The 23,790-nt window shown below is 38.3% G+C and carries 28 protein-coding genes and 1 riboswitch; of the genes, 16 read left to right on the forward strand and 12 right to left on the reverse strand.

The features are described from left to right. Positions 1–52 precede the first annotated feature (52 nt). The 4 genes from X953_RS02120 (at position 53) to X953_RS02135 (ending at position 3,288) form a co-directional block, all read left to right on the forward strand. Positions 53–376: a DUF4870 domain-containing protein gene (locus tag X953_RS02120; protein WP_040954156.1), complete on the forward strand. Its 324-nt coding sequence runs from the start codon at positions 53–55 to the stop codon at positions 374–376. Between the two features lie 86 nt (positions 377–462). Next, the gene (locus X953_RS02125; RefSeq protein ID WP_040954157.1) at positions 463–729 is read left to right on the forward strand and encodes a YhdT family protein; all 267 of its coding nucleotides are present in this window, start codon (positions 463–465) and stop codon (positions 727–729) included. Continuing rightward, complete coding sequence (gene panF, locus X953_RS02130) at positions 726–2,162, forward strand: sodium/pantothenate symporter (RefSeq protein WP_040954158.1); 1,437 nt, start codon at positions 726–728, stop codon at positions 2,160–2,162. The genes X953_RS02125 and panF overlap by 4 nt, the downstream gene beginning before the upstream one ends. 106 nt (positions 2,163–2,268) lie before the next feature. Beyond that, positions 2,269–3,288, forward strand: coding sequence for a DUF4097 family beta strand repeat-containing protein (locus X953_RS02135; protein ID WP_040954159.1), 1,020 nt, complete (start codon positions 2,269–2,271; stop codon positions 3,286–3,288). 668 nt (positions 3,289–3,956) lie between these two features. On the opposite strand, the gene X953_RS02140 is transcribed toward X953_RS02135, so the two are convergent. Together X953_RS02140 and X953_RS02145 are read right to left on the reverse strand one after the other, a co-directional pair. After that, positions 3,957–5,954, reverse strand: a complete 1,998-nt coding sequence (locus X953_RS02140) for an acetoacetate--CoA ligase (protein WP_040954160.1) — start codon at positions 5,952–5,954, stop codon at positions 3,957–3,959. A gap of 126 nt (positions 5,955–6,080) precedes the next feature. Next, positions 6,081–6,338, reverse strand: coding sequence for a hypothetical protein (locus X953_RS02145; RefSeq protein ID WP_040954161.1), 258 nt, complete (start codon positions 6,336–6,338; stop codon positions 6,081–6,083). Positions 6,339–6,488: 150 nt separating this feature from the next. Here X953_RS02145 and X953_RS02150 point away from each other — a divergent pair, with 150 nt between their 5' ends. Beyond that, positions 6,489–7,979 (forward strand): BCCT family transporter, encoded by a 1,491-nt coding sequence (locus tag X953_RS02150; RefSeq protein WP_040954162.1) that lies wholly within the window; start codon positions 6,489–6,491, stop codon positions 7,977–7,979. Positions 7,980–8,122: 143 nt separating this feature from the next. On the opposite strand, the gene X953_RS02155 is transcribed toward X953_RS02150, so the two are convergent. The 3 genes from X953_RS02155 to X953_RS02160 all read right to left on the reverse strand — a co-directional run bounded on the left by X953_RS02155 (position 8,123) and on the right by X953_RS02160 (position 9,732). Continuing rightward, positions 8,123–8,572 carry a YueI family protein gene (locus tag X953_RS02155; protein WP_040954163.1) on the reverse strand — a complete coding sequence of 150 codons (450 nt, stop codon included), beginning with the start codon at positions 8,570–8,572 and terminating at the stop codon, positions 8,123–8,125. A 109-nt stretch (positions 8,573–8,681) separates the two neighbouring features. Next, positions 8,682–8,852: a YfhD family protein gene (locus X953_RS19335; RefSeq protein ID WP_084715589.1), complete on the reverse strand. Its 171-nt coding sequence runs from the start codon at positions 8,850–8,852 to the stop codon at positions 8,682–8,684. Between the two features lie 82 nt (positions 8,853–8,934). Further along, positions 8,935–9,732, reverse strand: coding sequence for a TIGR00266 family protein (locus X953_RS02160; protein WP_040954164.1), 798 nt, complete (start codon positions 9,730–9,732; stop codon positions 8,935–8,937). A gap of 132 nt (positions 9,733–9,864) precedes the next feature. On the opposite strand from X953_RS02160, the gene X953_RS02165 reads away from it, so the two are divergent. Together X953_RS02165 and X953_RS19990 are read left to right on the forward strand one after the other, a co-directional pair. Next, positions 9,865–11,814 carry an aconitate hydratase gene (locus X953_RS02165; RefSeq protein WP_040954165.1) on the forward strand — a complete coding sequence of 650 codons (1,950 nt, stop codon included), beginning with the start codon at positions 9,865–9,867 and terminating at the stop codon, positions 11,812–11,814. 14 nt (positions 11,815–11,828) lie between these two features. Continuing rightward, positions 11,829–11,999, forward strand: a complete 171-nt coding sequence (locus X953_RS19990; protein WP_198023306.1) for a hypothetical protein — start codon at positions 11,829–11,831, stop codon at positions 11,997–11,999. Between the two features lie 66 nt (positions 12,000–12,065). Here the strand turns inward: X953_RS19990 and X953_RS02170 are convergent, their stop codons facing one another. Beyond that, on the reverse strand, positions 12,066–12,680 hold the full coding sequence (locus X953_RS02170) for a spore coat protein (RefSeq protein WP_040954166.1): 615 nt from the start codon (positions 12,678–12,680) through the stop codon (positions 12,066–12,068). Positions 12,681–12,848: 168 nt separating this feature from the next. Here X953_RS02170 and X953_RS02175 point away from each other — a divergent pair, with 168 nt between their 5' ends. Continuing rightward, positions 12,849–13,796, forward strand: a complete 948-nt coding sequence (locus X953_RS02175; RefSeq protein ID WP_040954167.1) for an MBL fold metallo-hydrolase — start codon at positions 12,849–12,851, stop codon at positions 13,794–13,796. Positions 13,797–13,921: 125 nt separating this feature from the next. Here X953_RS02175 and X953_RS02180 read toward each other — a convergent pair whose 3' ends face one another. Together X953_RS02180 and X953_RS02185 are read right to left on the reverse strand one after the other, a co-directional pair. Beyond that, positions 13,922–14,317 carry a hypothetical protein gene (locus X953_RS02180; protein ID WP_040954168.1) on the reverse strand — a complete coding sequence of 132 codons (396 nt, stop codon included), beginning with the start codon at positions 14,315–14,317 and terminating at the stop codon, positions 13,922–13,924. Positions 14,318–14,421: 104 nt separating this feature from the next. Continuing rightward, complete coding sequence (locus tag X953_RS02185) at positions 14,422–15,195, reverse strand: exodeoxyribonuclease III (RefSeq protein ID WP_040954169.1); 774 nt, start codon at positions 15,193–15,195, stop codon at positions 14,422–14,424. Positions 15,196–15,434: 239 nt separating this feature from the next. Between X953_RS02185 and X953_RS02190 the strand changes: the two genes are divergently transcribed. Genes X953_RS02190 through X953_RS02205 form a run of 4 tightly spaced genes read left to right on the forward strand, consistent with a single transcriptional unit; the run spans position 15,435 to position 18,579 of the window. Further along, a complete protein-coding gene (locus X953_RS02190; protein ID WP_040954170.1) occupies positions 15,435–15,803 on the forward strand; it encodes a GntR family transcriptional regulator in 369 nt (122 codons plus the stop codon). Between the two features lie 15 nt (positions 15,804–15,818). Next, a complete protein-coding gene (locus tag X953_RS02195) occupies positions 15,819–16,508 on the forward strand; it encodes an ABC transporter ATP-binding protein (protein WP_040954171.1) in 690 nt (229 codons plus the stop codon). After that, positions 16,505–17,341 carry a hypothetical protein gene (locus X953_RS02200; protein ID WP_040954172.1) on the forward strand — a complete coding sequence of 279 codons (837 nt, stop codon included), beginning with the start codon at positions 16,505–16,507 and terminating at the stop codon, positions 17,339–17,341. The genes X953_RS02195 and X953_RS02200 overlap by 4 nt, the downstream gene beginning before the upstream one ends. Positions 17,342–17,352: 11 nt before the next feature. Continuing rightward, a complete protein-coding gene (locus X953_RS02205) occupies positions 17,353–18,579 on the forward strand; it encodes a hypothetical protein (RefSeq protein WP_040954173.1) in 1,227 nt (408 codons plus the stop codon). Positions 18,580–18,597: 18 nt separating this feature from the next. Here the strand turns inward: X953_RS02205 and X953_RS02210 are convergent, their stop codons facing one another. Beyond that, on the reverse strand, positions 18,598–18,939 hold the full coding sequence (locus X953_RS02210) for a thioredoxin family protein (protein ID WP_040954174.1): 342 nt from the start codon (positions 18,937–18,939) through the stop codon (positions 18,598–18,600). A gap of 109 nt (positions 18,940–19,048) precedes the next feature. Here X953_RS02210 and X953_RS02215 point away from each other — a divergent pair, with 109 nt between their 5' ends. The 3 genes from X953_RS02215 (at position 19,049) to X953_RS02225 (ending at position 20,304) form a co-directional block, all read left to right on the forward strand. Beyond that, the gene (locus X953_RS02215; RefSeq protein ID WP_040954175.1) at positions 19,049–19,228 is read left to right on the forward strand and encodes a hypothetical protein; all 180 of its coding nucleotides are present in this window, start codon (positions 19,049–19,051) and stop codon (positions 19,226–19,228) included. Between the two features lie 350 nt (positions 19,229–19,578). Further along, entirely contained in the window at positions 19,579–19,989 is a 411-nt protein-coding gene (locus tag X953_RS02220) for a hypothetical protein (RefSeq protein WP_040954176.1), read from the forward strand. 39 nt (positions 19,990–20,028) lie between these two features. Then, complete coding sequence (locus tag X953_RS02225) at positions 20,029–20,304, forward strand: hypothetical protein (protein WP_040954177.1); 276 nt, start codon at positions 20,029–20,031, stop codon at positions 20,302–20,304. 124 nt (positions 20,305–20,428) lie between these two features. On the opposite strand, the gene lipA is transcribed toward X953_RS02225, so the two are convergent. Together lipA and X953_RS02235 are read right to left on the reverse strand one after the other, a co-directional pair. Further along, a complete protein-coding gene (gene lipA, locus X953_RS02230) occupies positions 20,429–21,373 on the reverse strand; it encodes a lipoyl synthase (protein WP_040954178.1) in 945 nt (314 codons plus the stop codon). 4 nt (positions 21,374–21,377) lie between these two features. Further along, positions 21,378–22,199: a lipoate--protein ligase family protein gene (locus tag X953_RS02235; protein WP_040954179.1), complete on the reverse strand. Its 822-nt coding sequence runs from the start codon at positions 22,197–22,199 to the stop codon at positions 21,378–21,380. Between the two features lie 138 nt (positions 22,200–22,337). Then, positions 22,338–22,445, reverse strand: a riboswitch (TPP riboswitch). A gap of 174 nt (positions 22,446–22,619) precedes the next feature. Here X953_RS02235 and X953_RS02240 point away from each other — a divergent pair. Then, positions 22,620–22,823, forward strand: coding sequence for an SHOCT domain-containing protein (locus X953_RS02240; protein WP_040954180.1), 204 nt, complete (start codon positions 22,620–22,622; stop codon positions 22,821–22,823). Positions 22,824–22,998: 175 nt separating this feature from the next. Here the strand turns inward: X953_RS02240 and trpA are convergent, their stop codons facing one another. Beyond that, entirely contained in the window at positions 22,999–23,790 is a 792-nt protein-coding gene (trpA, locus tag X953_RS02245; RefSeq protein ID WP_040954181.1) for a tryptophan synthase subunit alpha, read from the reverse strand.

The raw sequence follows: 23,790 nt of genomic DNA on the forward strand, positions 1-23,790 counted from the left end.
TCTAATATCTTATAGTTGTGTATTATAATTGAAAGAAAGGAGGTAAGAGAATATGCCTACAGAAGACGATCGCTTATTTTCCATGCTCATCTATGTTTTGAGTTTTCCGTTTCCTGTATTGGGTCCTTTACTCATATGGTTGTTCAAAAGGGAAGAATCTGAATTTGTCGATTATCATGGAAAAGAATACTTTAACTTCCTAGTCTCTTTTACTATTTATGGTATTATTAGCGGGATATTAGTTTTGATTCTAATTGGTATTCTGATGTTAATTATACTCGGAATAATTGTGTTTATCCTTACTATTGTTGCAGCTGTAAAAGCCTATCAGGGAGAAAGATATAGGTTTCCGTTGACCATTCATTTTATAAAATAGAGGAGAGCCGTGTTGGTTCTCTTTTTTCTTTGCCTCATTTACGTTATATTTATATTAATTTATTTATTATATAAGGAGAGTTAGCCGTGCGAGAAAAAGAGGATCCATTTAAGGTTGCTCATAGAGAAGCATTAATAGGAGTAGGCTTGGTTATTTTTAACTTTATCTGGTGGTATGGCTTTGCCTATGGCATGGGAAGTAAAGAGCCGGAAGAATACACGTATGTATTTGGGTTACCTGCCTGGTTTTTTTACAGCTGTGTTGTTGGGTTCATCGTTATGGCTGTATTAGTCACGGTAGTTGTGAAAAAGTTTTTTGTAGAGATCCCATTTGAAGAGGAGCAGGAGAAATGAATTGGCAAGCACTCATACCATTAATTGGAATTCTATTAATCATTTTCGCTGCTGGAGTTTGGGCAGGTAGATCACTCCGTTCATCCACTTCCTTTCTTCAAGATTACTTTCTTGGGGGGAGAAGTATGGGCGGCTTTCTACTTGCTATGACAATGACCGCTACATATGGAAGTGCGAGCAGTTTTATCGGTGGACCTGGAACTGCCTATACCCAAGGGCTTGGATGGGTCCTATTAGCGATGACTCAAGTGGCAACCGGATATTTTGTACTTATGATTCTTGGCAAGAAGTTTGCTGTTGTCACACGGCGGTATAACGCTTTAACCTTGGTTGACTTTCTCAAAGAAAGGTACCAATCCAAGTGGGTAGTTCTGCTTTCTGCTATTAGCATTATTATTTTTTTATTTTCAGCGATGGCTGCACAATGGATTGGTGGAGCAAGGTTAATCGAGTCGCTGACAGGAATTAGCTACATAAATGCACTATTTATTTTTGCCTTATCTGTACTAATTTACGTCACTATTGGCGGGTTTCGTGCTGTTGCTTTAACGGATGCTATTCAGGGAAGTATTATGTTTGTTGGAACGTTGATTCTACTTGTAGCCGTCATTATAGCCGGTGGAGGGATTACCTCCATCATCACAGATTTAAGAATGGAAAACCCAAACCTGATTACTCCTTTTGGGGCTGAGGGTACACTTACACCTGCATATGTTTCCTCTTTTTGGCTGCTGGTAGGAGTAGGGGTGGTAGCATTACCTCAAATAGCAGTGCGTGCAATGTCTTACAAAAATTCTCGTTCTATGCACCGTGCGATCATAATAGGTACAGTAGTGGTTGGTGTAATCATGCTAAACATGCACTTAATTGGCGTATTTGCCAGACCGATTTTGCCTGGAATAGAAGTAGGGGATAAAGTAATGCCTTTAATTGCTTTAGAGGTCATGCCTGCTTGGCTGGCAGGTATCGTTTTAGCGGCTCCCATGGCTGCAATAATGTCCACTGTTGATTCACTCTTATTGCTGGTTAGCTCTACTTTAGTGAAGGATGTTTATCTTAATTATATCCAGCCGAATGCATCTAATGAGCGGGTGAAACGATTAAGTTTTGGAGTCACCGCGCTTTTAGGAATCTTTGTATTCATAATGGCTTTAGATCCTCCAAATTTAATCATCTGGTTAAACTTGTTTGCATTTGGTGGCTTGGAGGCTGCATTTATCTGGCCAATTGTAATGGGGTTATATTGGAAAAAGGGAAATAAATATGGGGCTTTGGCATCTATGGTTTCTGGTGTAGCACTATATATATTGTCAGATCAGTTTTTCCCCAAGCCATTTGGAATGCACTCCGTCGTATTGCCTGTATTCATCTCATTTGTATTTTATGTTGTGGTAAGTTTAGTGACGGAGCGAAAATTCTCTGCTAACTTATAGAAAAATCAGTCTTTGGTCGGAGATAGAATACATCTGCAGCTACTTACAGCTTGATTATGACTGGTGTAAGGTAGAACTAACGAGGAAATGAGATGGAGTGATAAAAGTGGCCGATTTTATAAAAAACGCAAAAAATATTACGGAATATAGTGTTAGGACAGAACAGCGTACGATAAATATAAATAAATTGAATAAAATAATGATTGAAACTGAAGAAGCGGGGATAGAGTTCAAAATACAAGACACACCCGGAGTAGAGATCGTGTTGGAAACGTATGAGGGTGGTCCGGAGTTAGCAACAAATCTATGGGATGATCAGCTTGAAATAAAAGCAATTTCTACTAAGCCGTCCTTCCTGCTTCGAAGGAACCGAAATTGCAGGCTTCTTGTCTTCGTCTCTCCAGGTATAGCAGATAATTGGGAGCTTCTTACAAGCTCAGGAGATGTGCATCTTACTCAACTTCTGACAGATGTACTGAAATGTAGGACGAGTTCAGGAGAGATTGTATGTCAGCAATTAGCTGCAAAAGAAACGCATCTAAAGACTTCTTCGGGAGATATTGCTTTCTCTGTATTGGAGAATCACCTCAATGCAACGGGTTCTGTTACTCCTTATGGCGATATTTACTTATCTACTAGCTCAGGAGATGTTATGTTAGAAAAAATTCAAGGAGAAAAATTAAGAATTAAAACATCATCTGGAGATATTCAACTTCATAATGTATTAGTGGATCAGGCTATATTACACACTTCATCCGGAGATATGACAGGAAGAAATATTGGTTTGGAAAAGTTGCTTTTCACTTCATCTTCTGGAAATTTTTTGATTCAAGAGATTGCTGGTCAATTGCAAGGAACGACTAGCTCGGGTGATGTTGAAGTTACTATGGTAGCACAGGCCCCGTTAGATATTGGCGCAAGCAGTGGGGATATAAGGGTCGGTTTCCTAAGTTCTATTTTGGATGGGGCGATTAGAGTTGAAACAGGTAGCGGAGAAATTAAAAATAATATTGTAATGGATATAGAGAAACAAGACTCCCATTGTTTAGTAGGAAAAATAGGACAAGCATTAAACAATTACCAATTGAAAGCTAAATCAGGAGATGTGCATATTTACGAGAAATAAATAAGACACGAGCCTATAGAAGGGCTCGTGTTTTATTAAGATTCTAAAATGAATGTTGTGGTTATTCAGTGAGTCGAAAAATAGATAAACTACGAAGTAACTTGGTGTTTAAGTGTCAAAAATAATTTCGTTGCTGAAAAGTGCAGTGAAATAGTTGAAGAGGTTAGGCCCATTGATTTCCGCTGCAGGGGGACGCTTTCCACCGGCATGGCCTCAGCCGCTTCCTCCGCTACGCTCCGTCCAGGGTCTTCGCCTCATGCTATTCCGGCAGGAGTCGCCCCCTTCCGCTACAATCAATTGGTATGTGCTATTAATTAATTGGAAGTATTTAAGAATTGAATAAGTAGCTTTTATCTTTAATAGCTTTGAGATATACACCTTAGCGAAGGGGATATATGGAGACTCCTGCGGGAAAAGCGAGATTAGCGAGACCCCGCAGAACGGAACGCTAGTGAAGTTCGAGGAGGCTCGCAGGCCGCCCGCGGAAAGCGGAATATTTCCCCGTAGCGGTGATTTACGCAGTCTCTATATTCTTAGTTAGGTCATAGTTTCCTCCAAATATGATTGAACAAAACACGTTTGTATCCCAACACTTGCAGTGGACCAATATTTTTTAATGAACTCTTTATAAAAGCGATGACTAACTTCCCTGAAAAGAGCGCGGTTGTCTATGAGTTCTTATTCATCGCTAACTTGTTTTCCGCAAATTCGATAAAATAGTCTAAAGAAGACTCATTACTAAGCGATCCTTTATTCACTACTTGATCAATCCTTTTCCCCATTAATATTTTCTTCACCGGTATTTCCAACTTTTTACCATTTAAAGTTTTAGGTAAATCCTCCACTTCAAAAAATCCTGTTGGTACATGTCGAGGGGAGCATTGTGTACGAATTTGGTTTTTTAATTTCTTAATAACTTCTTCTGTCAAAGTATGTCCTTCTTTCATCACAACAAACAAAGGTGTAAACGAGTCCCCATTTTCTTTAGGAATATCTACAATTAAACTATCGGAAATTTCTTCAACCTGATCCACAGCACGGTAAATTTCGCTTGTACCGATACGGATACCGCCCCGGTTAATGGTAGCATCTGAACGTCCGTAAATAACACAAGTCTCTCTATCTGTAATTTTTAAATAATCTCCATGGCACCAGATACCGGAATAAACATCGAAATAACTATCTTTTAGACGTTCGCCATTTGTGTCTCCCCAAAAGTATATTGGCATTGATGGGAACGGTTCGGTCAACACTAGTTCTCCTACCTCATTAATTAATGAATTGCCATTGTCATCATAGCTTTCAATTTTAGCACCAAGTCCACGGCATTGCAGTTCACCAGCATATACCGGCAAAATAGGGGCGCCAAGTATAAATGCAGTACAAACATCTGTCCCGCCACTTGCTGATGCAATCCATAAATCACTTTTAATATTTTCATAGCACCATTGAAAGCCTTCAGGTGGAAGCGGAGAGCCGGTGGAGCTGATACACTTCAGATGACTTAGATCATAATCAGCACCTGGTTGTATTTCATCCTTCATACATGCAGTAATATAGCTGGCACTTGTACCGAATACAGTCATTTTGGTTTCTTCAGCAAACTCCCAAAGCATGTTCTTGTCAGGAAAAGCAGGATTTCCATCATATAATAAGATAGTACTCCCTGTTAACAATCCTCCAACAAGGAAGTTCCACATCATCCATCCTGTGGTGGTGTACCAAAAGAAGCGATCATTCTCTCCTAAATCAGCATGGAAAGTTAATGCTTTAAAGTGTTCAAGTAAAATCCCACCTTGACTCTGGACGATTGGTTTTGGTTTGCCGGTTGTGCCGGAAGAAAATAATATCCATAAAGGATCATTGAAGGGCACATGTACATAGTCTAATTTCTGGTTTGCTTGGTCATGGAGAGCGTTCTCCCATAAAGTAACATTTTTTAGTTGCGAAAAATTCTCGTTTCCGTTTAAGTATGGAATTCCAATTGTTGCTTCTAGAGTAGGTAGTTCGGCTTGAATTTGTTCTACAACCTTGCTCCGGTCAAAAGGTTTTCCACCGTAACTATATCCATCTACTGTGAACATTACTTTGGGTTCAATTTGTTTAAAACGATCAATAACACTCTGTGTTCCAAAGTCAGGGGAGGCACTGGACCAGATTGCTCCGAGACTCGCTGTAGCAAGAAATGCAATAACAGATTCATAGATATTGGCTACATAGGCAACTACTCGGTCACCTTTTTTCACTCCTAATTCTTTTAATTTCGTTTGGATGGCCGCAGTTTGCTGATAAAGCTGTGCCCAAGTAATCTCCGCTGTTTCTCTAATTTCCGAACGGTGTATAATAGCAGCTTGATCGTCTTTTCTGTTTCTAAAGATATGCTCTGTATAATTTATATTTGCTTCAGGAAACCATTTTGCCCCAGGCATTTGATGTGTTGATAGAATCTTTTTGTAGGGAGTCTGAGCTTGTATTTGAAAATATTCCCATTGTGATTTCCAAAATTCTTCTACTTCTGTAACAGACCATTGCCAAAGAGAGGAAAAATCATTAAATTTTTTTTCTTTATTATTTTTTAGCCAATGCATATATGCGTGTATATTGGAATTTTTTATTCGATCCTCTGTTGGCTCCCAAAGCAATGTTCCTTCCTCCACGTGTTTCATTATATCCCTCCCGTATGTGCTATTACTATTATATGAAACCGTTTTCCGCGTGTAAAGAGATGAACAGTTAAATAGCGGCTGGACATAAAATAGAACTCTTCTCAAGGAGAAAAGTTCTAAATATGATTATCCGTTTGATCGCTTTTGATATTGCGCGAACTTCAAAAATGTATTTTCGTCCTCAATAAGCCCGCAGGAGCCACATTGAACTCGATAGGAGGGACCATTATAGCTCATATGGAAAACCTCCACATTTTCATTGGTATATTCCATCAGCACTTCTCCAGTTTGTGGATCCAACTTCACAGGCTTTGCCGTTTGTTCAATAATGTTAAATCTTGAACTATTTGTTTTGCAGTTAGGACAACGATAAGGTTCATTCATAAAAAACACCTCCAAGGATAATACTTATTTTGTGAAGAAACAGAAAAAAGATGTATGTAGAAGTAATTTTTGGTTTCAACTACTTGTATTTTGGGTATATAAATTGCTAGTGTAGGTATATGTACTTAAAAAAGTTATAGAGGTGAAGGGATGAAGAATGTAAGCAGGGTCTTTTGGTATTCCATTTTGATATGTGCTGCCATTGTTGTATATGGCTCAGTAGCACCAAATCAATTGGAGACGTTTACGAGTGAAATCACAACAAGTATTTCAGTGAATTTTGGATGGTATTATTTACTTATTGTAATGCTCATGCTTGTTTTTTGTGTTTACTTAATTTTTTCTCGATATGGAAATATTCGACTTGGAAAAGAAGGGGAGAAGCCTGAATTTAGTTTACCGTCTTGGTTTGCTATGTTATTTAGTGCAGGAATGGGTATTGGGTTGGTCTTTTGGACAACGGCAGAGCCGATTTCCCATGCATTTACGAGCACGCCGGGAGCAGAACCGGGTTCGGATGCCGCAATAAAGGAAGGATTAAAGTACTCCTTTTTTCATTGGGGTTTGCATGCATGGGCAGTATATGGTTTGGTTGCATTAGTGCTTGCCTATTTTAAATTCCATCGTGATTCTCCTGGTTTAATTAGCGCCACGTTAGTCCCTTTATTTGGGAAAAAGAGTATGCAGGGTACTGCAGGGAAGGTTATTGATACACTTGCTGTAGTGGCAACTGTTATTGGAGTAGCAGCTACACTTGGATTCGGTTCTGCCCAGATCTCTGGTGGTTTTGCTTTCTTGTTTGGTACTCCTGAAACATTCCCCGTACAATTATTAATTATTGTAATTGCTACCATTTTGTTTATTATTTCCGCATGGTCTGGTATTGGAAGAGGTATCAGGTATTTAAGTAACACCAATATGGTAATTGCGATTATTTTATTGATTATGCTATTTATCGCTGGACCTACGCTTTATATCTTAAATATGTTTACAACAACGCTTGGAAGCTATGTGTCAGACTTTTTTGATATGAGTTTACGTCTGGCTCCACTGAATAATGAAAATAGAGGCTGGATTAATAGCTGGACAATATTTTATTGGGCATGGTGGATATCCTGGGCACCGTTTGTTGGGGTATTCATTGCAAGAATATCTAGAGGAAGAACCGTTAAGGAATTTCTAATTGGGGTACTGCTGGTGCCAAGTATCATTTGCTTTATTTTCTTCTCGGTCTTCGGTGTATCTGCACTGAATCTTGAACAAAATGGAATAGCAAAAATCTCCGAATTAACGTTGGAGACATCTACGTTTGGTGTGCTGGCTGAATATCCATTAGGTTTTATTATGTCATTAATTACCATTGTTGTAGTAGCGATTTTCTTCGTTACCTCAGCTGATTCAGCGACCTTTGTATTAGGTATGCTAAGTACAGATGGTCTGCTTAATCCAGCCAATTCAGTTAAAATTATGTGGGGACTTGCACAGTCTGCTGTAGCAGCTATTATTGTTTATTTTGGAGGAACACAAGGACTACAAAACATGCTCATTATTGCAGCCTTGCCATTCTCCATCGTCATGCTGCTCATGGGGGCCTCTTTCTTTAAAGCGGTTAGGGAGGAAGCAGGTCCTCGCAGAAAATAATTATCCAAAGTAATAACTAACAGAAATGAAGAAGATCTGTACAGAAAACGTTTGAAAAGGTATGGAGCTTATACGCAATGTTGCGAACAAGCTCCATACTTTTTTTCTGATACTTTATATTTTTACATAGACAAGAAAATCGCCTAATCTACTTTAAATAGTCGGCGTATTTTTTTCATGAAAGACGGCTTAGCTGTGTCGTTATCTTTTCTTTTTTCTGCCACTTCTTCTTCAATAAAAATGTTTTCCTTTTCTACTGCATAATCATAGGCAAGAACAGCTCCAATATCTGTATCTTCCTCCTCGTTCGTGACGGTAGTATATGAAATATTGTATTTGTCAGCAAGCGCTTTTTCTTCCTTTAAAAAGCGATGTGACACATGCCCATTTATTAATAGTTCCGCATCTTTATTCTCCATCATGGCTTCTTCCAGTTTCTTTAGTCCCTTATCAGACATCACCTGTCCCTTTGTAAGAGCGAGCACAATTCTCTCTCGGAGTGTGCCAAGATATTGCTTCCTTTCTGCTTCTTTTGGTCTTCTGGCACCGTACATACCTTCTGTCAAATAATCATCCACATCTTTTGGAGCCATATTAAAACCTCACTTCCACCAAGTAAAATGTTCTTCTATGCTAAGTATACAAATAGTATAGCTTGAAGGCAAAAAAGCAATTCACCATAAGTGAATTGCTTTAAACAGTTTATTTCTTTTTAGCGCGTTTACTTGCAGCTCGGCTTCTTGCTTGTGCTTCTTTATCATTTTGATCTGCAAATTCTTCCGAAAACTCTACATCAATTCCATCAGATAATTGATTTTTGGGTGTTTGTGCAAGAAAACTGTTCTTTGACTTTCTGTGCTCATCTCTTCCCATAAGGACCACCCTTTCTATTATTAATGGTTCCTTTTTAGTATGTGTGAAAGGATAAAAACTCTGCATGGTAATTTTTAAGAAATTATTTACGGTCGCCCCCAAGAATATCAAATAATCCGCCAGCAATACTACCTTCTCCCTTTGAGCCTCCACGCTCTGGAGCTGCAGCAAAAATTCTGCTTGCAAGCCTGCTGAACGGTAATGATTGAACCCATACTGTTCCAGGGCCTCTTAGAGTAGCGAAGAACAAGCCTTCGCCGCCAAACAGAGCTGTTTTTATCCCGCCAACATATTCGATGTTGTAATCGATATCCCCTGTCATAGCGACAAGGCACCCTGTATCTACTCGAATGGATTCGCCAACCCCGAGTTTTTTTCTGTGTATTGTTCCACCGGCATGTACGAAAGCCATTCCGTCTCCTTCCAGCTTCTGCATAATAAATCCTTCTCCACCGAAAAAACCCGTGCCCAGTTTTCGTTGGAATTCTATACCTACAGAAACCCCTTTGGCTGCTGCTAAAAAGGCATCCTTTTGGCAAATTAACTTTCCACTTATTTCACTCAAGTCCATTGGAATAATTTTTCCGGGATAAGGAGATGCGAAGGATACATGTCTTTTCCCGACTCCTTCATTCGTGAATGCAGTCATAAACAAACTTTCGCCTGTAAGTACGCGTTTTCCTGCACCAATCAGTTTACCCATTAGTCCGCCTTGATTAGACGATGAGCCATCACCGAAAATGGTTTCCATTCTGATCTGATCATCCATCATCATTAAACTGCCAGCTTCAGCAATAACAGTCTCCTCATGATCAAGCTCCACCTCTACAAACTGCATATCATCACCGTGTAATTGATAGTCAATTTCATGGTTATTCATTTTTTTATCCCCTTTGTCTGTTCAGATAGTATTCATACGCTATAGATTTCGGAAAGTTTCAAAAGTGAAAGCAAATAAAAATATATATTCCTCATATACTATTAACAATGTGTTTTAAAAGGAGGATAAAGAATGGCACTTAACATTACTCAAAAGTTAATAAAAGATCATCTTGTATCAGGGGAGATGATCCCAGGCACGGAGATTGGACTCAAGATAGATCAAACATTAACACAGGATGCCACTGGGACACTGGTAATGCTGGGATTAGAAGCAATGCAATTGGATAGGGCAAAGACAGAAGCTTCTGCTCAATATGTAGATCATAATTTGATCCAAGTAGATAACAAAAATCCGGATGATCATCTTTTTTTACATAGTGCTGCAAGAAGATTTGGTCTTTATTATAGTCGCCCTGGCAATGGTGTAAGTCACCCGGTCCATATGCAACGACTTGCAAAGCCTGGAAAGACATTACTTGGCTCAGATAGTCATACGTGTGCAAATGGTTGTATGGGAATGCTTGCAATGGGCGCTGGAGGAATTGATGTGGCATTAGCAATTGCTGGGGAGCCTTTTTTTGTGAAAATGCCCAAGGTGTGGGGTATTAAATTAACCGGAGAGCTACCAGATTGGGTGAGCGCTAAGGATATGATATTGGAATTACTACGTCGCCATGATGTAAAAGGTGGCGTGGGTAGAGTTATTGAGTATTATGGCCCTGGTGTCAAGACGCTAAGTGCAATGGATCGCCATGTTATTGCAAATATGGGAGCGGAGCTTGGGGCTACCGGTACGGTTTTTCCATCCGATAAAGAAATTAAGCGATTCTTAAAGGATCAAAATAGGGAGAAGGATTGGGTCGAATTAGTTGCAGATAAGGGGGCAACTTATGACATTGAGGAAGAGGTCAATTTGTCGGAAATTGAGCCACTTATTGCTAAGCCGTCAAGCCCGGGAAACGTTGTGCCTGTATCAGAAGTAGCTGGCACTCCTATATATCAGTCATACATTGGTTCTTCCGCAAACCCGGGCTTTCGTGACTTTGCAATTGCTGCAGAAATAGTTAAAGGGAGACAGGTAGCGGATGATGTTTCGTTCGATATCAATCCAACTTCAAAACAGATGTTGACAGATTTAGTTAACGAGACCCATATAGCCAGTCTGCTTCAGGCAGGCGGACGTCTGCACCAAGCGGGTTGCAACGGTTGTATCGGTATGGGGCAAGCTCCGGCTACAGGTAGAAATAGCCTGAGAACAACACCTAGAAATTTCCCGGGCCGATCTGGTACGAGGGAAGATAGTGTGTACCTATGCAGTCCGGAAACAGCAGCAGCGTCTGCTTTAAAAGGGGTAATAACAGATCCAAGGAGTCTCGGTTGGGATTATCCTAAGGCTAAAGAGCCAAAACAACCAACGATTGATGAAAAATTACTTGATAAACCCTTACCATATGAAGAAGCAAAGGATGTAGTTTTACAAAAAGGACCTAATATTGCTTCCATCCCACAAATGGATGAAATGCCTGATGAAATGGAAATCCCGGTTTTACTAAAGATGGGAGACAACATTTCTACGGATGAAATACTAGCAGGTGGCGCCCGCGTCTTACCTTATCGAAGTAACTTGCCTGAGATCAGCAAATTTACCTTTGAAATTATTGATGAAACATATTATCAGCGTGGAAAGGATACTGTCGACCAAGGGGGCCATGCGATAGTAGCAGGATATAATTATGGTCAAGGTTCCAGCAGGGAGCATGCAGCTCTAGCACCTAGATACCTTGGGTTAAGAGTGGCCTTAGTTAAAGACTTTGCGCGTATCCACTGGCAAAACTTAATTAACTTTGGTATTCTCCCACTGACATTTGTGAACAAAGAGGACTATCAGTTATTGGCTGAAGGGGATGTATTACAAGCTTCAGGGCTGAGGGATAAAGTAAAAGCCGGCAAAGAAATTACTTTAACTATTAAAGGGAAGAATCAGAAAATAAAAGCTGAGCATGCTCTTTCAGCAAGGCAGATAGAAATTATGCTAAAAGGTGGAATTATCAATTGGGCAAAGGATAGAGCAGTAAAATAATAGGAGGTTATCACATGCAAAGGAATAAATGCAGGGCCTGTGACGGTACAGGTATGTTAGCAGATGATGAGGGTTGGCAATATAAGTGCAGTGTTTGTAACGGAGATGGTATTTACGCTGCCTCGGATGCTAAAGTAGGTGCCAGAATAATGGAAGTAGACGAAAACAATCGTTTATTGGATTAAAGGAATAAAAGGTGACCTGCTATAACAATGCAGATCACCTTTCTTTATATTAAAAGCTTTTATTAATTAATGTGGCATTGTTCCTTGCACAGGAGCGAAACTATTCATATAATTTTGCATATCCTGTGGTTGTAATTGTGGGGTTTGATAATACTGATTTTTATTTTGGTATAAAAATACTTCGTAAGCCATTTCAATCATATTCGGAACACTATCTGCAAAAACCCTTCTTAATACCGGATTGGTTACTTCTAAAGCAGTCATTGTAAAAGCAGATGCATTTTGTTTCAAAGATCCCATCATAAAGCCAGAAATACATTGGTCATTAATTTCAGTTACGGATTGGGCTGGCGTTTTCGGTTGGGATGGCTGCATTCCATAAACCACATTATTACTCTGGGCCATTTCATATGTCTGCGTTTTAACTGCAGGCTCTTGGCCAGTTTTTAATGTTTCAACAATGGTATTGTACAATTGAGTTAAAAAGGTTTTGTGCTGTTGCATCATCGTCTTTAATTCTGGATCCTGAATGTGCTGCTCATATAATAAACATTGCTCCATTCCACCAACTAGTCCGGAAATGGCCTCATGGGCATCAAACATTTCATGACCGCCATGGCTTTGTTGTGGAGGCATTTGTGTTGAATCCATGAAGTTTTGGGTATTTTGCTGCTGTTGCATATTGTTTCCTCCTTTTATAGTAAAGCTGTAATGGGAACAAGTTTATTTTTAGCTGTTGCGTTGAAATTATTCGTTTGTTCGGTGAAGGCCATGAATTACCTGCGTGCAATTTTGTGAAATATGCTAATATGAAAGTAATAAATTTTCCTAAAGGGGTGGGGAATTATCATGCATAAGAAAGATCCGATAAGACTTAGTCAACGGATACATCTCATAGATGGATTTGATCTTGATGTACCAGACCGAACAGGCACATATGTAATTAAAGAGGAAGAATTAACATTGATTGAAACAGGGCCAAGCCCATCTGTAAAATATGTGAAAAAAGGGTTGGAACAGCTGGGCTTTGCCTTAGATCAAGTAAAATATATTATTGTGACACATATACATCTTGACCATGCAGGAGGGACAGGTTTGCTGATAAAGGAATGTCCTCATGCGAAGGTGGTTGTTCATCCAAAAGGAAAAAGACATTTGATAAATCCGAGAAAACTAGCCGCAGGAGCAAGAGCAATATATGGAGAAAGCTTTTCAGAGTTATTTGACCCTATTGTACCCATTTCCGAAGAGAGACTGCTCGTAAAAGGGGAGGGTGATACGTTACAAATCGGCCCCACCTGTACCTTGGAATTTCTTGATACACCCGGGCATGCAAAACATCATTTTAGTATTTACGATCCAATAAGTAATGGGATGTTTACAGGTGATACGGTTGGAATACGTTATCAACAGTTAATTAATGAGGGAGTCGGACTTTTTCTTCCTTCTACTTCACCAAACCAATTTAGTCCTCATGATATGAAAAGTTCTATAGAACGAATGCAAAAAAGAAATCTCAGCCGAATTTACTTCGGGCATTTTGGTATGACTGAAAGCCCTGATAAAGCATTGCGGCAGGTAGCTGAATGGCTTGAAATTTTTATGGAAGAGGCAGAGCAAGTAGTTGATGAAGAAAAAGGATATGATGAACTTTCGCGAAGAATGCTTGCAAGGGTAAGGGAGTATCTTCGTGGAGAAGGCGTGGATGACAATCATGAGGTTTATATACTCCTTAATTTAGACATGCAGGTCAGTGCATTGGGTATCATTGATTACTATAAAAAATTAAAACAATAGTAAAAAATATAGTTGATTCAGCAAAAGCCAACATTGCTTTAAAGCAGCATATAAATAAGCCGAACATATTCGAATTTACTTAAGTATCTTCGAAGGATTGTTCGGCTTTTTACATCCATGTTAAATTATTTTACTTCTTCTTCTGTCTTCATAAACGTTAAAATTAAAAATAGTAAAAAACTGATCAGTAAGATCGAGCCACCAACAATAAATAATACGGTAACTAACCCATCAGGTAAGTTAAATGGTCTTAAATAATACAACCACATGCCCGCAGTTAGACCGATGGCTCCAATAATGGCTGTCCAAACATGTGCTGCGGCTACTTTAGTGCTGGCAGGAGTGAAGATTTTATAATACACTGCCCAAGCAAACAAGGTGAGCCAACCGACTACAAGAATATGGGCGTGCACTGTTTTAAATTCATAACCTCCCGCTCCGGCCATATGGGATCCTAAGAATGCTCCAATCATAGCAAAAATAGCCGAGAAACGAAGTAATGTTTTACTGTATTTATTCATGAAAAGAATCGCTCCTTCGTATAATTAATCAATAATTACAGGATATACTAGTTATATGAACAGATGATGAACGTATGATTACATTCCCTGCTTTTCTCTCTTTTTTAAGAGATTTGGATTGGTTGGTTTATTTTTAGCATAATCGGGCAATGATCACTGCCCATTACTTCGGCATGTATTTGGGAATCGACCAGTAGCCCTGCCAATCTTTCGGAAACAATCAGATAATCAATGCGCCAGCCAATATTTCTCTCGCGGATTGTTTTCATATAAGACCACCATGTATAGAGTCCCTCTGTATCCTGATAAAAGTAGCGCAATGTATCAATGAAACCACCTTCATTTAATAAACGTGTCATTTTACCTCTTTCTTCTAAAGTGAAACCCGAGTTCCCGTGATTTGTTTTATGATTTCTTAAATCAATTTCCTGATGAGCGACATTTAAGTCCCCACAGTAGATCACGGGTTTATTGATATCAAGCTGTTTTAGGTACTTAAACAATTTATCCTCCCACTCCAGTCGTTCCTCTAATCTTGCTAGATCACGTTTAGAGTTTGGTGTGTATACATTAACTAAGTAAAAATTGTCATATTCCAACGTAATAATCCGACCTTCAATTTCCTTTTCTTTATCGCTCAGACCATAGGTGACCTGTTGTGGCTTCTGTTTAGTAAATACAGCAGTCCCAGAGTAACCTTTTCTTTCTGCATAGTTCCAGTATTGGTAATACCCCGGCAAATCTAATTTAATTTGTCCCTCTTGTAATTTGGTTTCCTGAAGACAAAAAATGTCTGCGTCTATTTCATGAAAGTAATCTAAAAAACCCTTTCGTACACATGCTCGAATTCCGTTTACATTCCAAGATACAATTTTCATCGATTTAAAATTAACCCCTTTTTCCTTTATTTAGTTCAGTTTAACACAGAATAAATAAGGGGTGTTTTATTTGGTTTTTCAAATAAATTAAAAATGTATTGACTATTTCAGTGTATTAACCATATAATACATAAAGAGATGTATTACTTACTTAATACACTTTTTTGAAATGGGTGTACTAAGTGGTTAATACACATGAACAAAAGTCATCTAAGAATCAGAATATAGGAGCTGTTGCTATGAAGGCTAATTTTAATAATCGTGATCCTGTTTATATTCAAGTTATTCGTCAGTTCAAGGAAAAAATAGCTGCTGGAATGCTGGAGCCAGGTCAAGAAATCCCTTCAAGAAGGGAATTGGCCGGCCAATTAAAGATTAACCCAAATACGGCTCAACGAGCTTATAAGGAGATGGAGGAGCAGAAATTGATTTTTACGGAAAGAAATAACCCAAGCCGAATTACCAAGGATGAAGCTGTGTTAAGGGATGTTCGTGAAGAGTTAATTGCTGAAGCAGTAAATTCCTTTGTAACAGCGGTTCGCCCAATTAATGTACCACTTGATGAAGTGATTGGAATGATTGAAAGAAAGTACAAAGAAGAAGATTAGTGGGGAGGGATAGCGATGATAGAAGTTAGGAATATAAAAAAGAAGTTTGGACGCAAGAAAGTGCTTAACGGAGTGTCATTTACGGCTAATAAAGGAGAAATCACCTGTCTTATTGGTATAAATGGAGCTGGTAAAACGACGATCCTAAATGCGATTATGGCACTCACGCCGATTTCGGGTGGAGAAATATTGATCAACGGGGAAAAGCTTCATAAAGAGACATATGAAAGAGTGGCTTTTATTCCTGATGCCATTACAATGCTGCCACAAATGACGATCGCAGAGGCAATGCAATTTATGAAGGATTTTTATAAAAAATGGAACCAAAAACGTGCAGATGAACTGCTTTCATTTTTTCGACTAAAACCAGAGGAAAGAATATCCAGTTTATCTAAAGGAAATACGGCAAAGATGAATTTATTGCTTGGATTAGCTTTGGATGTGGAATTTCTTCTCATGGATGAACCTTTCTCGGGAATTGATATTTTCAGCAGAGAACAGATTGCCGAGGTGTTTACAAGCCATTTAATTGAAGGCCGTGGAGTCATAATTACAACACACGAGATAAATGACATAGAACATCTGATTGATAAAGTCGTTCTCTTAGATGATGGTATAGTGATTAAAGATTTCCAAACAGAGGAGTTGCGGGCACAGGAAGGTAAATCGGTTGTGGATGTAATGAGAGAGGTGTACAGACAATGAACTATCTGAAGCTTGTTAATTTTGAAGTAAATCGTTTTATTAAAATATATATTGTTTTACTCGGAATAACCATTGTTTCGCAGATTGCCGGAGTAATTGTAATAGCAAACCAATATGTAGGTAATGCGAACAAGGCTATTTATGAGGAGCTTACACCAAAAGTAGAGTTTTTAGAGATGTATGGACAGATTAGTATGGGGATGTTGACCCGAACTCTATGGTTTACCGGCCCAATTGCGTTATGTATTGCAGCTCTTTTATTTTACCTATTTCTTATTTGGTACAGGGATTGGTTTGGCAAAAATACTTTTATTTATCGTCTGCTTATGCTCCCAACAGCCAGGTTGAATCTGTTTTGGTCAAAAATCACCACAATATTTTTAATGGTATTGGGATTGGTTGCAGTCCAGCTCCTTCTATTTCCATTAGAAAATCTATTTCTGCGAATGATCGTTTCAAAGGACTTTAGAACGGATTTATCAATCATTCAAATAATTGATCAATCAGGGTATATGAGTGTATTTATACCAACACAAATCTTGGACTTCTTTATTAATTATGGCATTGGATTTATGGTTGTCGTTGTCTTGTTTACTGCTATATTATTCGAGCGCAGTTTCCGATTTAAAGGCATGTTTTTTGGAATCGTTTATGGAGTCATTTCCACATTGTTATTCTTCTCACCAATTTTAATAACAGAGTTGGTAGGAGTAGGTGTTAACTACTTTTATCCAAATGAGTTGCTCTTGATTGAATTGGTTTTAGGTCTAATTATTGTTGGAGCTTCCATTTATGTAAGTCGTTTTCTAATTAAACGAAAGATAACAGTATAGGAGGGATAACTTTGGGACGTTATTGGAAACTATTAACCATTGCAGTTGTAATTGTGCTTAGTGTTGGGACATTTTATATAACAACCGCAATTGCTGGAAACTCCTATCCGGATTTTAAATTTAAAGTGGAAAAGGGAGATATAAAAGATATAAAAAACCTGAAATTAGTAGGTGACTATAGACAAGGGATGAGTGCGGAAGGCGTAGCGATCACTTCGGAGGATACGGTATATTCGAGTGAATTATCATATTTTAGTCAGCTGAACAATTCCTTTTATACTGAACCAGCTATTCAGCAACTCCAGAACAATTACCGCGGTTTTATGCGTGGCAAAACATGGCATACTGCCACTATTAGTCAAGATGAAGATCAGCTTGTTTATGCAAATATAAAAGGAAGTGATTTTACCAATCAAGTAAAGGAATTTGAAATTGAATTGCTGAATAAGAAGACAAACAAAAAAACGACATTTATGGTGGACATACCACATCATGAAAAATATAACTATGTGAACGTAGAAAATGTAAATCTGGTAGACGGGAAGGTGAAGCTGGTTGCGCTAAATTATTTGCGTAATCAAGATCAAACGCAGGATGAAATTCATCTATATCAGATCGACTTGAAAAAACAGAAGGTAATTGAAGACAAAGTTATTTATTCAAATACAGTAGAGAAACAACAAAATAGTAGCCTCTACAGAGTAGAGAGTGGCAATACGACTTCTTTTAATAACTACACGGTCTTTATGAAGGATACGTTTAAAGAGCTTAAGGATGAGTATGGGGATTTTTATGAAGAAATGGCAGGAAGTGAACTATTAGCTATAAATATGAAAACAGGGGATGTCACCACATTGACTCTACCGCAGGAACTTGATTTTACTGGAGACAGCTCAACATTTGCAGTTTCCGGATCAAAGCTTTATTTTCTTCAAGCGAATGGTAAAGGTTATGAAGTACTAGAATACGATTTGGAGGAAGCTGCTTTAAACAAAAAACCAATTACACAGATTCCTGAATCGGATCATGCACTTGTTATGCGTAAACAAGTGAAAGCAAAAAATGACAAATTATATATCGTTATGCAGGTACAAAGCCGAAAAGCACCGGCAGATGTTTATGTCATTGATCTAAAAAAGCAACAAACCATAGTTGAAGGGAAATTAGTTCCTGAAGAGGTATCTACTGATGCTGGGGGTTACGAACTTCATATTAATGATTTCTATGTAAAGGAATGAAAAAAACATGGTTGGCCCTTAATGGGGCTCAACCATGTTTTTATATATCCTGTCCAACTTCTCTTCAAGTAAATCCATGTGAACTATTCTTGCTTCACGTAAATATTCTTTTCCTTCTACTATAAATAAAAGTACTGGAACAGTAAATATGGAAAATCTCCCTGCTATTTCCGGAACTTCTTGTGTGTCTATATGTGCTATTTTTATCTCTGGATAGTTGTTCATTAGCTCCTGCACTTGAGGTTTTAAACCATGACAGACGCTACAAGTCGGGCTTGAAATATAAATGAAAGTATATGGGTGTTGAGTAATAAATTGCTCGGTTTCTTCTAGGCTTTTTAAATGATTGAATTCACGCATATGCTACCTCCTCACTATTATCATAGCAATATATAAGGTTTTTAACACAAAAAATGTTTATAACTATTCCGTAGACGGGAAAACAACTAAAAAGAGAAGAGGTGATCAAATGAACAAGAATGAAAAAGCGAATGAGCATAAAAAAGAAGATAAGCAATACGAAATTGATAAGCATGACCAACAAAAACTTGTAGACGACATTCCTATGGAGGAATTAAATAAAGATATGAAGGACGAAAAGAAAAAGCATAAGAGCAAAGACTCGTCTGAAAGTGAAAGAAAGTATTAGCTTTCTGTAAAAGATAGTAAACAATCCCTTTCCACCATAAATGTGCTGTATGTTTAGGGGATATGACGAGTCTGAATAGTAGCTTGTGCATATATATATTGTAAGCCACAACCCCATAAAATTCCTTAGAAAGAAAGCCGTTTAATAGGCTTTCTTTTTTTATGAATTTTATTCTACGTTTCTAGTCTATTATCCTAGTAATAATAGAAAATATGCTCTTGTCCGCTGTCATTTATCTATTCACTTTAAGCACCTTTACATATATATAGTAGCGTAAGGAAGTTTTCTACACATTGTCTAATAGGCAAATGGTAGACACTTTTATTACAAAATATAAAGGAGGAAATACAATGAGAAAAAGTTTTTATGATACGTGTGGAGGACATGGAAAAAAGCACCATTGCTGTTGCTCTTCCCATGGTGGAAGAGATATTGATGTAAGCTTGGAGGATATTTTAGTTCAGCTACAGAAGCAGCTTCAAAGACAGCGTCAGAACCAAGCACAGGCTCAAGCACAGGATAATGATCAAAGTCAGTTAGACTTTGATAGAAATAGCTTTGATGATAACAACATTGGTAACAATAAATTCGAACCAAAAGTGTATATTAAAAATGACATCAGTGTTGTTGCAGTAGCGGTAGCAGTAGCAGTACTAGTTGGAGGCGGAACCGGCGGAGCTGCAGGATCCTTAGATATGGACTCAATCCGTGAACTAGTTACTATGCTTAAGGAAGAAAGTGCTACCGTAATGGAAGAATAGAGATTCCTTGTAAATATAAAAGGAAAAGGAGGGAAAAACATGGGTAGGAATGACTTCAGAGATCTAGAAGTGCAGTTAGAAGATATTATGGTACAACTTGAAAAACAGCTGCAAAGACAGCGCCAAAATCAAAATCAAGCACAAGCTCAAGACAATGACCAAAATCAAGTAGACGTTGACAATACAACATTTGATAATAATAATATAGGCAACAATAAATTTAAACCAAAAGTGTATATTAAAAATGATGTTACAGCAATAGCAGTTGCAGTAGCGGTTGCTCTACTATTCGCTGGTAGTGATTCAGCGGCATAGACATTAACACAGATTAATAAAGGATAGAGAATTAGATGAAATGTAAGAACCACAACTCATAAATGTTTAACTGGGAGGGTATATCCTCCCAGTTTATTTTTGCAACTAAATTAATGTTAGAAAGCTAAAACTTAAAATCCACTTCTTTATCTTCTTGCTTTTCATATCCCTGCATATAGTTAATTCTCCGTTGTGCAGAGGCTTGGCTTACTTGTTCATCCGCATGATAGGATGAACGGACCATTGGCCCAGATTCACAATGTCTGAATCCTTTTTCAATGGCGATTTCCTTTAATTCCTGAAATTCATCTGGATGATAATATCTTTCCACAAGTAAATGCTTCTTCGTTGGTTGCAGGTATTGACCAATTGTCATAATATCCACACCGTGTGCTAATAAGTCATCCATTGCTTGTATAATTTCTTCCTTTGTTTCACCAAGTCCAACCATAATACTGGACTTTGTAGGTGTTGTAGGTGCGACTAACTTCACTCTCTGCAGGAGCTGTAGAGAACGATCGTACATGGCACGGGCACGAACGCGCTTTGTTAATCTGCGTACTGTCTCAATATTGTGATTGAAAATATCCGGTTTACTGTTCATTAATGTTGTTAGACTTTCATAGTCACCTTTCATATCAGATGGCAAGATTTCTACCGTACAACCAGGATTCAATCTGCGGATGGCTCGTACTGTTTCAGCGAAAACAGCAGCCCCACCGTCGTTCAAATCATCTCGGGCAACTGCTGTCACTACCACGTGTTTTAACCCCATAATTTCAACAGATTCTGCCACTCTTTCAGGCTCTCCCCAGTCCAATTCATTAGGAAGTCCGGTTTTAACTGCACAGAATCGGCAACCACGTGTGCAAGTATCGCCCAGGATCATAAATGTTGCGGTCTTTCTTTCACTCCAGCATTCGTGGATGTTTGGGCATCTGGCTTCTTCGCAAACGGTATTTAATTTTTTATCTCTCATTAGCTTTTTTAGTCCCGTGTAGCTTTTATTTGTGTTGATTTTCGTTTTTAGCCATTCGGGTTTACGTATGTATTCCTGTTGTTTTGCCATTTCTTCAGCTCCTAACCATTTTTTTATTGATGTCTTGATACTTCTTTTCTGCCAATTCGTAGACTTCATCCCATTCTTGGGAGGAGAGAACAACAGGGTTTAACTTAATATCCAATCCTTTTTTAAAACCAGCAATAAACGCTGTTTTTACTTCATTATATGTATACTGCTTCTTCGTTAATTCATTTATCGTGCTAGCCTTTTTAGAAAATTGCTTTCTTTTCCGTTCACGGATCTCCTCGTTTGGAAATAAAAACAAGTCAAAAAGCATATGGTCGTTGATTTCCAAAGGAATGGAACCATGCTGCAAAAGTACGCCTTGTTTTCTGGTTTGTGCATTGCCGGATATTTTCTTTCCATTCACGACTAATTCATAATATGCCGTTTTTTCAAAGCATACCGCTGTTCTATCCTTATTGGTCGTTTTGTCTGGAATAGCATAATCCGCTTGTATTCCCAATTCTTGATAACCGGAAAGTACACCCTTTGATAATACATAGTAAGCATCACGGACGGATTTGGGTATGGCAGGATGGTCCTCCGCAACTACAACACTGTAGGTTAGCTCATTATCATGCAAGACGGCGCTTCCACCAGTTAATCTTCGCACTAATTGACATTGGTGTTTTTTAATAGCTTGTAAATTAATGGATCTGTCTACTTTTTGAAAGTGACCTAATGAAAGACTTGGTGTTGACCAACCATAAAAGCGTATGGTGGGAGGTATTTTACCTTTACTATTCCAGTTTAGAAGGGCTTCATCCAAGGCCATATTAATAGCAGCATCATTGCAACCTGAATCCAAAAGGTTCCATTCTTCACTCATTCTGTTTCCTCCTTATCAATGTAAAATTTGAATTAAAAACGATGTCTAGTCTAATCCTTTTCCGCTTGATAATTAAAAAATAAAAAGACTGCATTTAAGAGAAAATGCAGTCGGTTATAAATTAGCGTCCCATCCAATTTACAAAGGTGACCTCATTCCCCACGCTAGGATTATCTAGTTCGAGTTCGAAGGGTTAAAACAAATCTGTTTCTCTCAGCCGCTTATGCAGCACCCCCAGTGTAATACGACATGTAGTTGTGTTTTGTCTATGTAGTTTTTTCTAGATTTATCTTAACATTCTTAACTATAAAGTAAAGTTTTTTGGTCAGTTTAATTCAAAATAGTAGTTATTTCCTATTCATCTTTATTAGGCTTAAAATCGTGGGAAGGGGGGAAATAATAGTAAAAGAGGTGATAATAATGACAGGAAGCCTTTTTATAGAGCCATATATCCGGCTTCTATTGGGAATTGTACTTCTCCTAATCATTCTTTTTATTGTGAATCAATTTAAGGGAAATAAACAAAGGAAGCCTGATTCGTTGGAAATAATGAAAGAAAAGTTAGCTAAAGGTGAAATAACGCAGGAGGAGTATGAAGAAGCACGTAAACGTCGAGGGAAATAATAAGGCACCTATGCATAAAATGCACAGGTGCCTTTTCGAAAATTTGCGGCGAGGGACCATGTGTTCACATTCACATGTATTTCTTTGTTCCTCGTCTTATGCAAATCAGCTCATCGCAGATTAAGTATACCACCATTTGCCCAAAACGTCACTACCTTTCATGCAAAAGGAGTGGTTAACTGTTCACTTCACATTTTACACTGTTTTGAATTAATTCTTTGATCTCCTCTAGTTGCCCTTTATGGAACAGATCAACAATCTTACTACCAACAATCACCCCATCACAGTAAGAGCTTAGTTCTCTTGCTTGTGCTTCAGTGGATACTCCGAATCCAGCCAATACTGGAACAGCGCTTTTTTGCTTCAGCATACGTAAATAATCTTTTACTTCTTGTTCATGTGTAGATCTGGATCCGGTAGTTCCAGTTACAGATACCGCATAAAGAAAACCTTCTGAACGGTTTGCTAATTCTAATACGCGTTCTTTCGTACTGGTCAATGCTGCAAGACGAATAAATGCTATGGCGTTTTTGTTCAGTAGTTTATCTATCATTGCTTCCTCTTCTAATGGTAAATCAGGTATGATCACGCCATCCACTCCTGCTTGTTTGCAATCGGAAGCGAACCTTTCTATTCCATAAACAAAAATAGGGTTTAAATAGGTCATCAATACAATTGGCACGGAACGTCTTTCCTTGCTTTCTTGCAATTTCTTCAGCACAGAGCTTAGGGAGGTACCATTTTTTATTGCTCTCAAACCAGCATCCTGAATAGTAGGGCCATCAGCAACAGGGTCAGAAAATGGGATGCCAAGTTCAATTGCGGCAGCTCCACATTGGTGTAAATAGTCAATACGTTCCTCTAAAATGTCTAATCCGCCATCTCCTGCCATAATATATGGGATAAATAGCTTTTCACCCGCTTCTTGCTTTTCTAGAAATGATTGTTGAATGCGATTTTTTCCCAT

The organism is Virgibacillus sp. SK37, from assembly GCF_000725285.1.
GTDB lineage: Bacteria > Bacillota > Bacilli > Bacillales > Amphibacillaceae > Virgibacillus_Q.

Coding starts and splice junctions, on each gene's coding strand:
- X953_RS02120 (WP_040954156.1), top strand. CDS start 53: ATGCCTACAGAAGACGATCGCTTATTTTCCATGCTCATCTATGTTTTG.
- panF (WP_040954158.1), top strand. CDS start 726: ATGAATTGGCAAGCACTCATACCATTAATTGGAATTCTATTAATCATT.
- X953_RS02140 (WP_040954160.1), bottom strand. CDS start 5,954: ATGAAACACGTGGAGGAAGGAACATTGCTTTGGGAGCCAACAGAGGAT.
- X953_RS02145 (WP_040954161.1), bottom strand. CDS start 6,338: ATGAATGAACCTTATCGTTGTCCTAACTGCAAAACAAATAGTTCAAGA.
- X953_RS02150 (WP_040954162.1), top strand. CDS start 6,489: ATGAAGAATGTAAGCAGGGTCTTTTGGTATTCCATTTTGATATGTGCT.
- X953_RS02155 (WP_040954163.1), bottom strand. CDS start 8,572: ATGGCTCCAAAAGATGTGGATGATTATTTGACAGAAGGTATGTACGGT.
- X953_RS19335 (WP_084715589.1), bottom strand. CDS start 8,852: ATGGGAAGAGATGAGCACAGAAAGTCAAAGAACAGTTTTCTTGCACAA.
- X953_RS02160 (WP_040954164.1), bottom strand. CDS start 9,732: ATGAATAACCATGAAATTGACTATCAATTACACGGTGATGATATGCAG.
- X953_RS02165 (WP_040954165.1), top strand. CDS start 9,865: ATGGCACTTAACATTACTCAAAAGTTAATAAAAGATCATCTTGTATCA.
- X953_RS19990 (WP_198023306.1), top strand. CDS start 11,829: ATGCAAAGGAATAAATGCAGGGCCTGTGACGGTACAGGTATGTTAGCA.
- X953_RS02170 (WP_040954166.1), bottom strand. CDS start 12,680: ATGCAACAGCAGCAAAATACCCAAAACTTCATGGATTCAACACAAATG.
- X953_RS02175 (WP_040954167.1), top strand. CDS start 12,849: ATGCATAAGAAAGATCCGATAAGACTTAGTCAACGGATACATCTCATA.
- X953_RS02180 (WP_040954168.1), bottom strand. CDS start 14,317: ATGAATAAATACAGTAAAACATTACTTCGTTTCTCGGCTATTTTTGCT.
- X953_RS02185 (WP_040954169.1), bottom strand. CDS start 15,195: ATGAAAATTGTATCTTGGAATGTAAACGGAATTCGAGCATGTGTACGA.
- X953_RS02190 (WP_040954170.1), top strand. CDS start 15,435: ATGAAGGCTAATTTTAATAATCGTGATCCTGTTTATATTCAAGTTATT.
- X953_RS02195 (WP_040954171.1), top strand. CDS start 15,819: ATGATAGAAGTTAGGAATATAAAAAAGAAGTTTGGACGCAAGAAAGTG.
- X953_RS02200 (WP_040954172.1), top strand. CDS start 16,505: ATGAACTATCTGAAGCTTGTTAATTTTGAAGTAAATCGTTTTATTAAA.
- X953_RS02210 (WP_040954174.1), bottom strand. CDS start 18,939: ATGCGTGAATTCAATCATTTAAAAAGCCTAGAAGAAACCGAGCAATTT.
- X953_RS02215 (WP_040954175.1), top strand. CDS start 19,049: ATGAACAAGAATGAAAAAGCGAATGAGCATAAAAAAGAAGATAAGCAA.
- X953_RS02220 (WP_040954176.1), top strand. CDS start 19,579: ATGAGAAAAAGTTTTTATGATACGTGTGGAGGACATGGAAAAAAGCAC.
- X953_RS02225 (WP_040954177.1), top strand. CDS start 20,029: ATGGGTAGGAATGACTTCAGAGATCTAGAAGTGCAGTTAGAAGATATT.
- lipA (WP_040954178.1), bottom strand. CDS start 21,373: ATGGCAAAACAACAGGAATACATACGTAAACCCGAATGGCTAAAAACG.
- X953_RS02235 (WP_040954179.1), bottom strand. CDS start 22,199: ATGAGTGAAGAATGGAACCTTTTGGATTCAGGTTGCAATGATGCTGCT.
- X953_RS02240 (WP_040954180.1), top strand. CDS start 22,620: ATGACAGGAAGCCTTTTTATAGAGCCATATATCCGGCTTCTATTGGGA.
- trpA (WP_040954181.1), bottom strand. CDS start 23,790: ATGGGAAAAAATCGCATTCAACAATCATTTCTAGAAAAGCAAGAAGCG.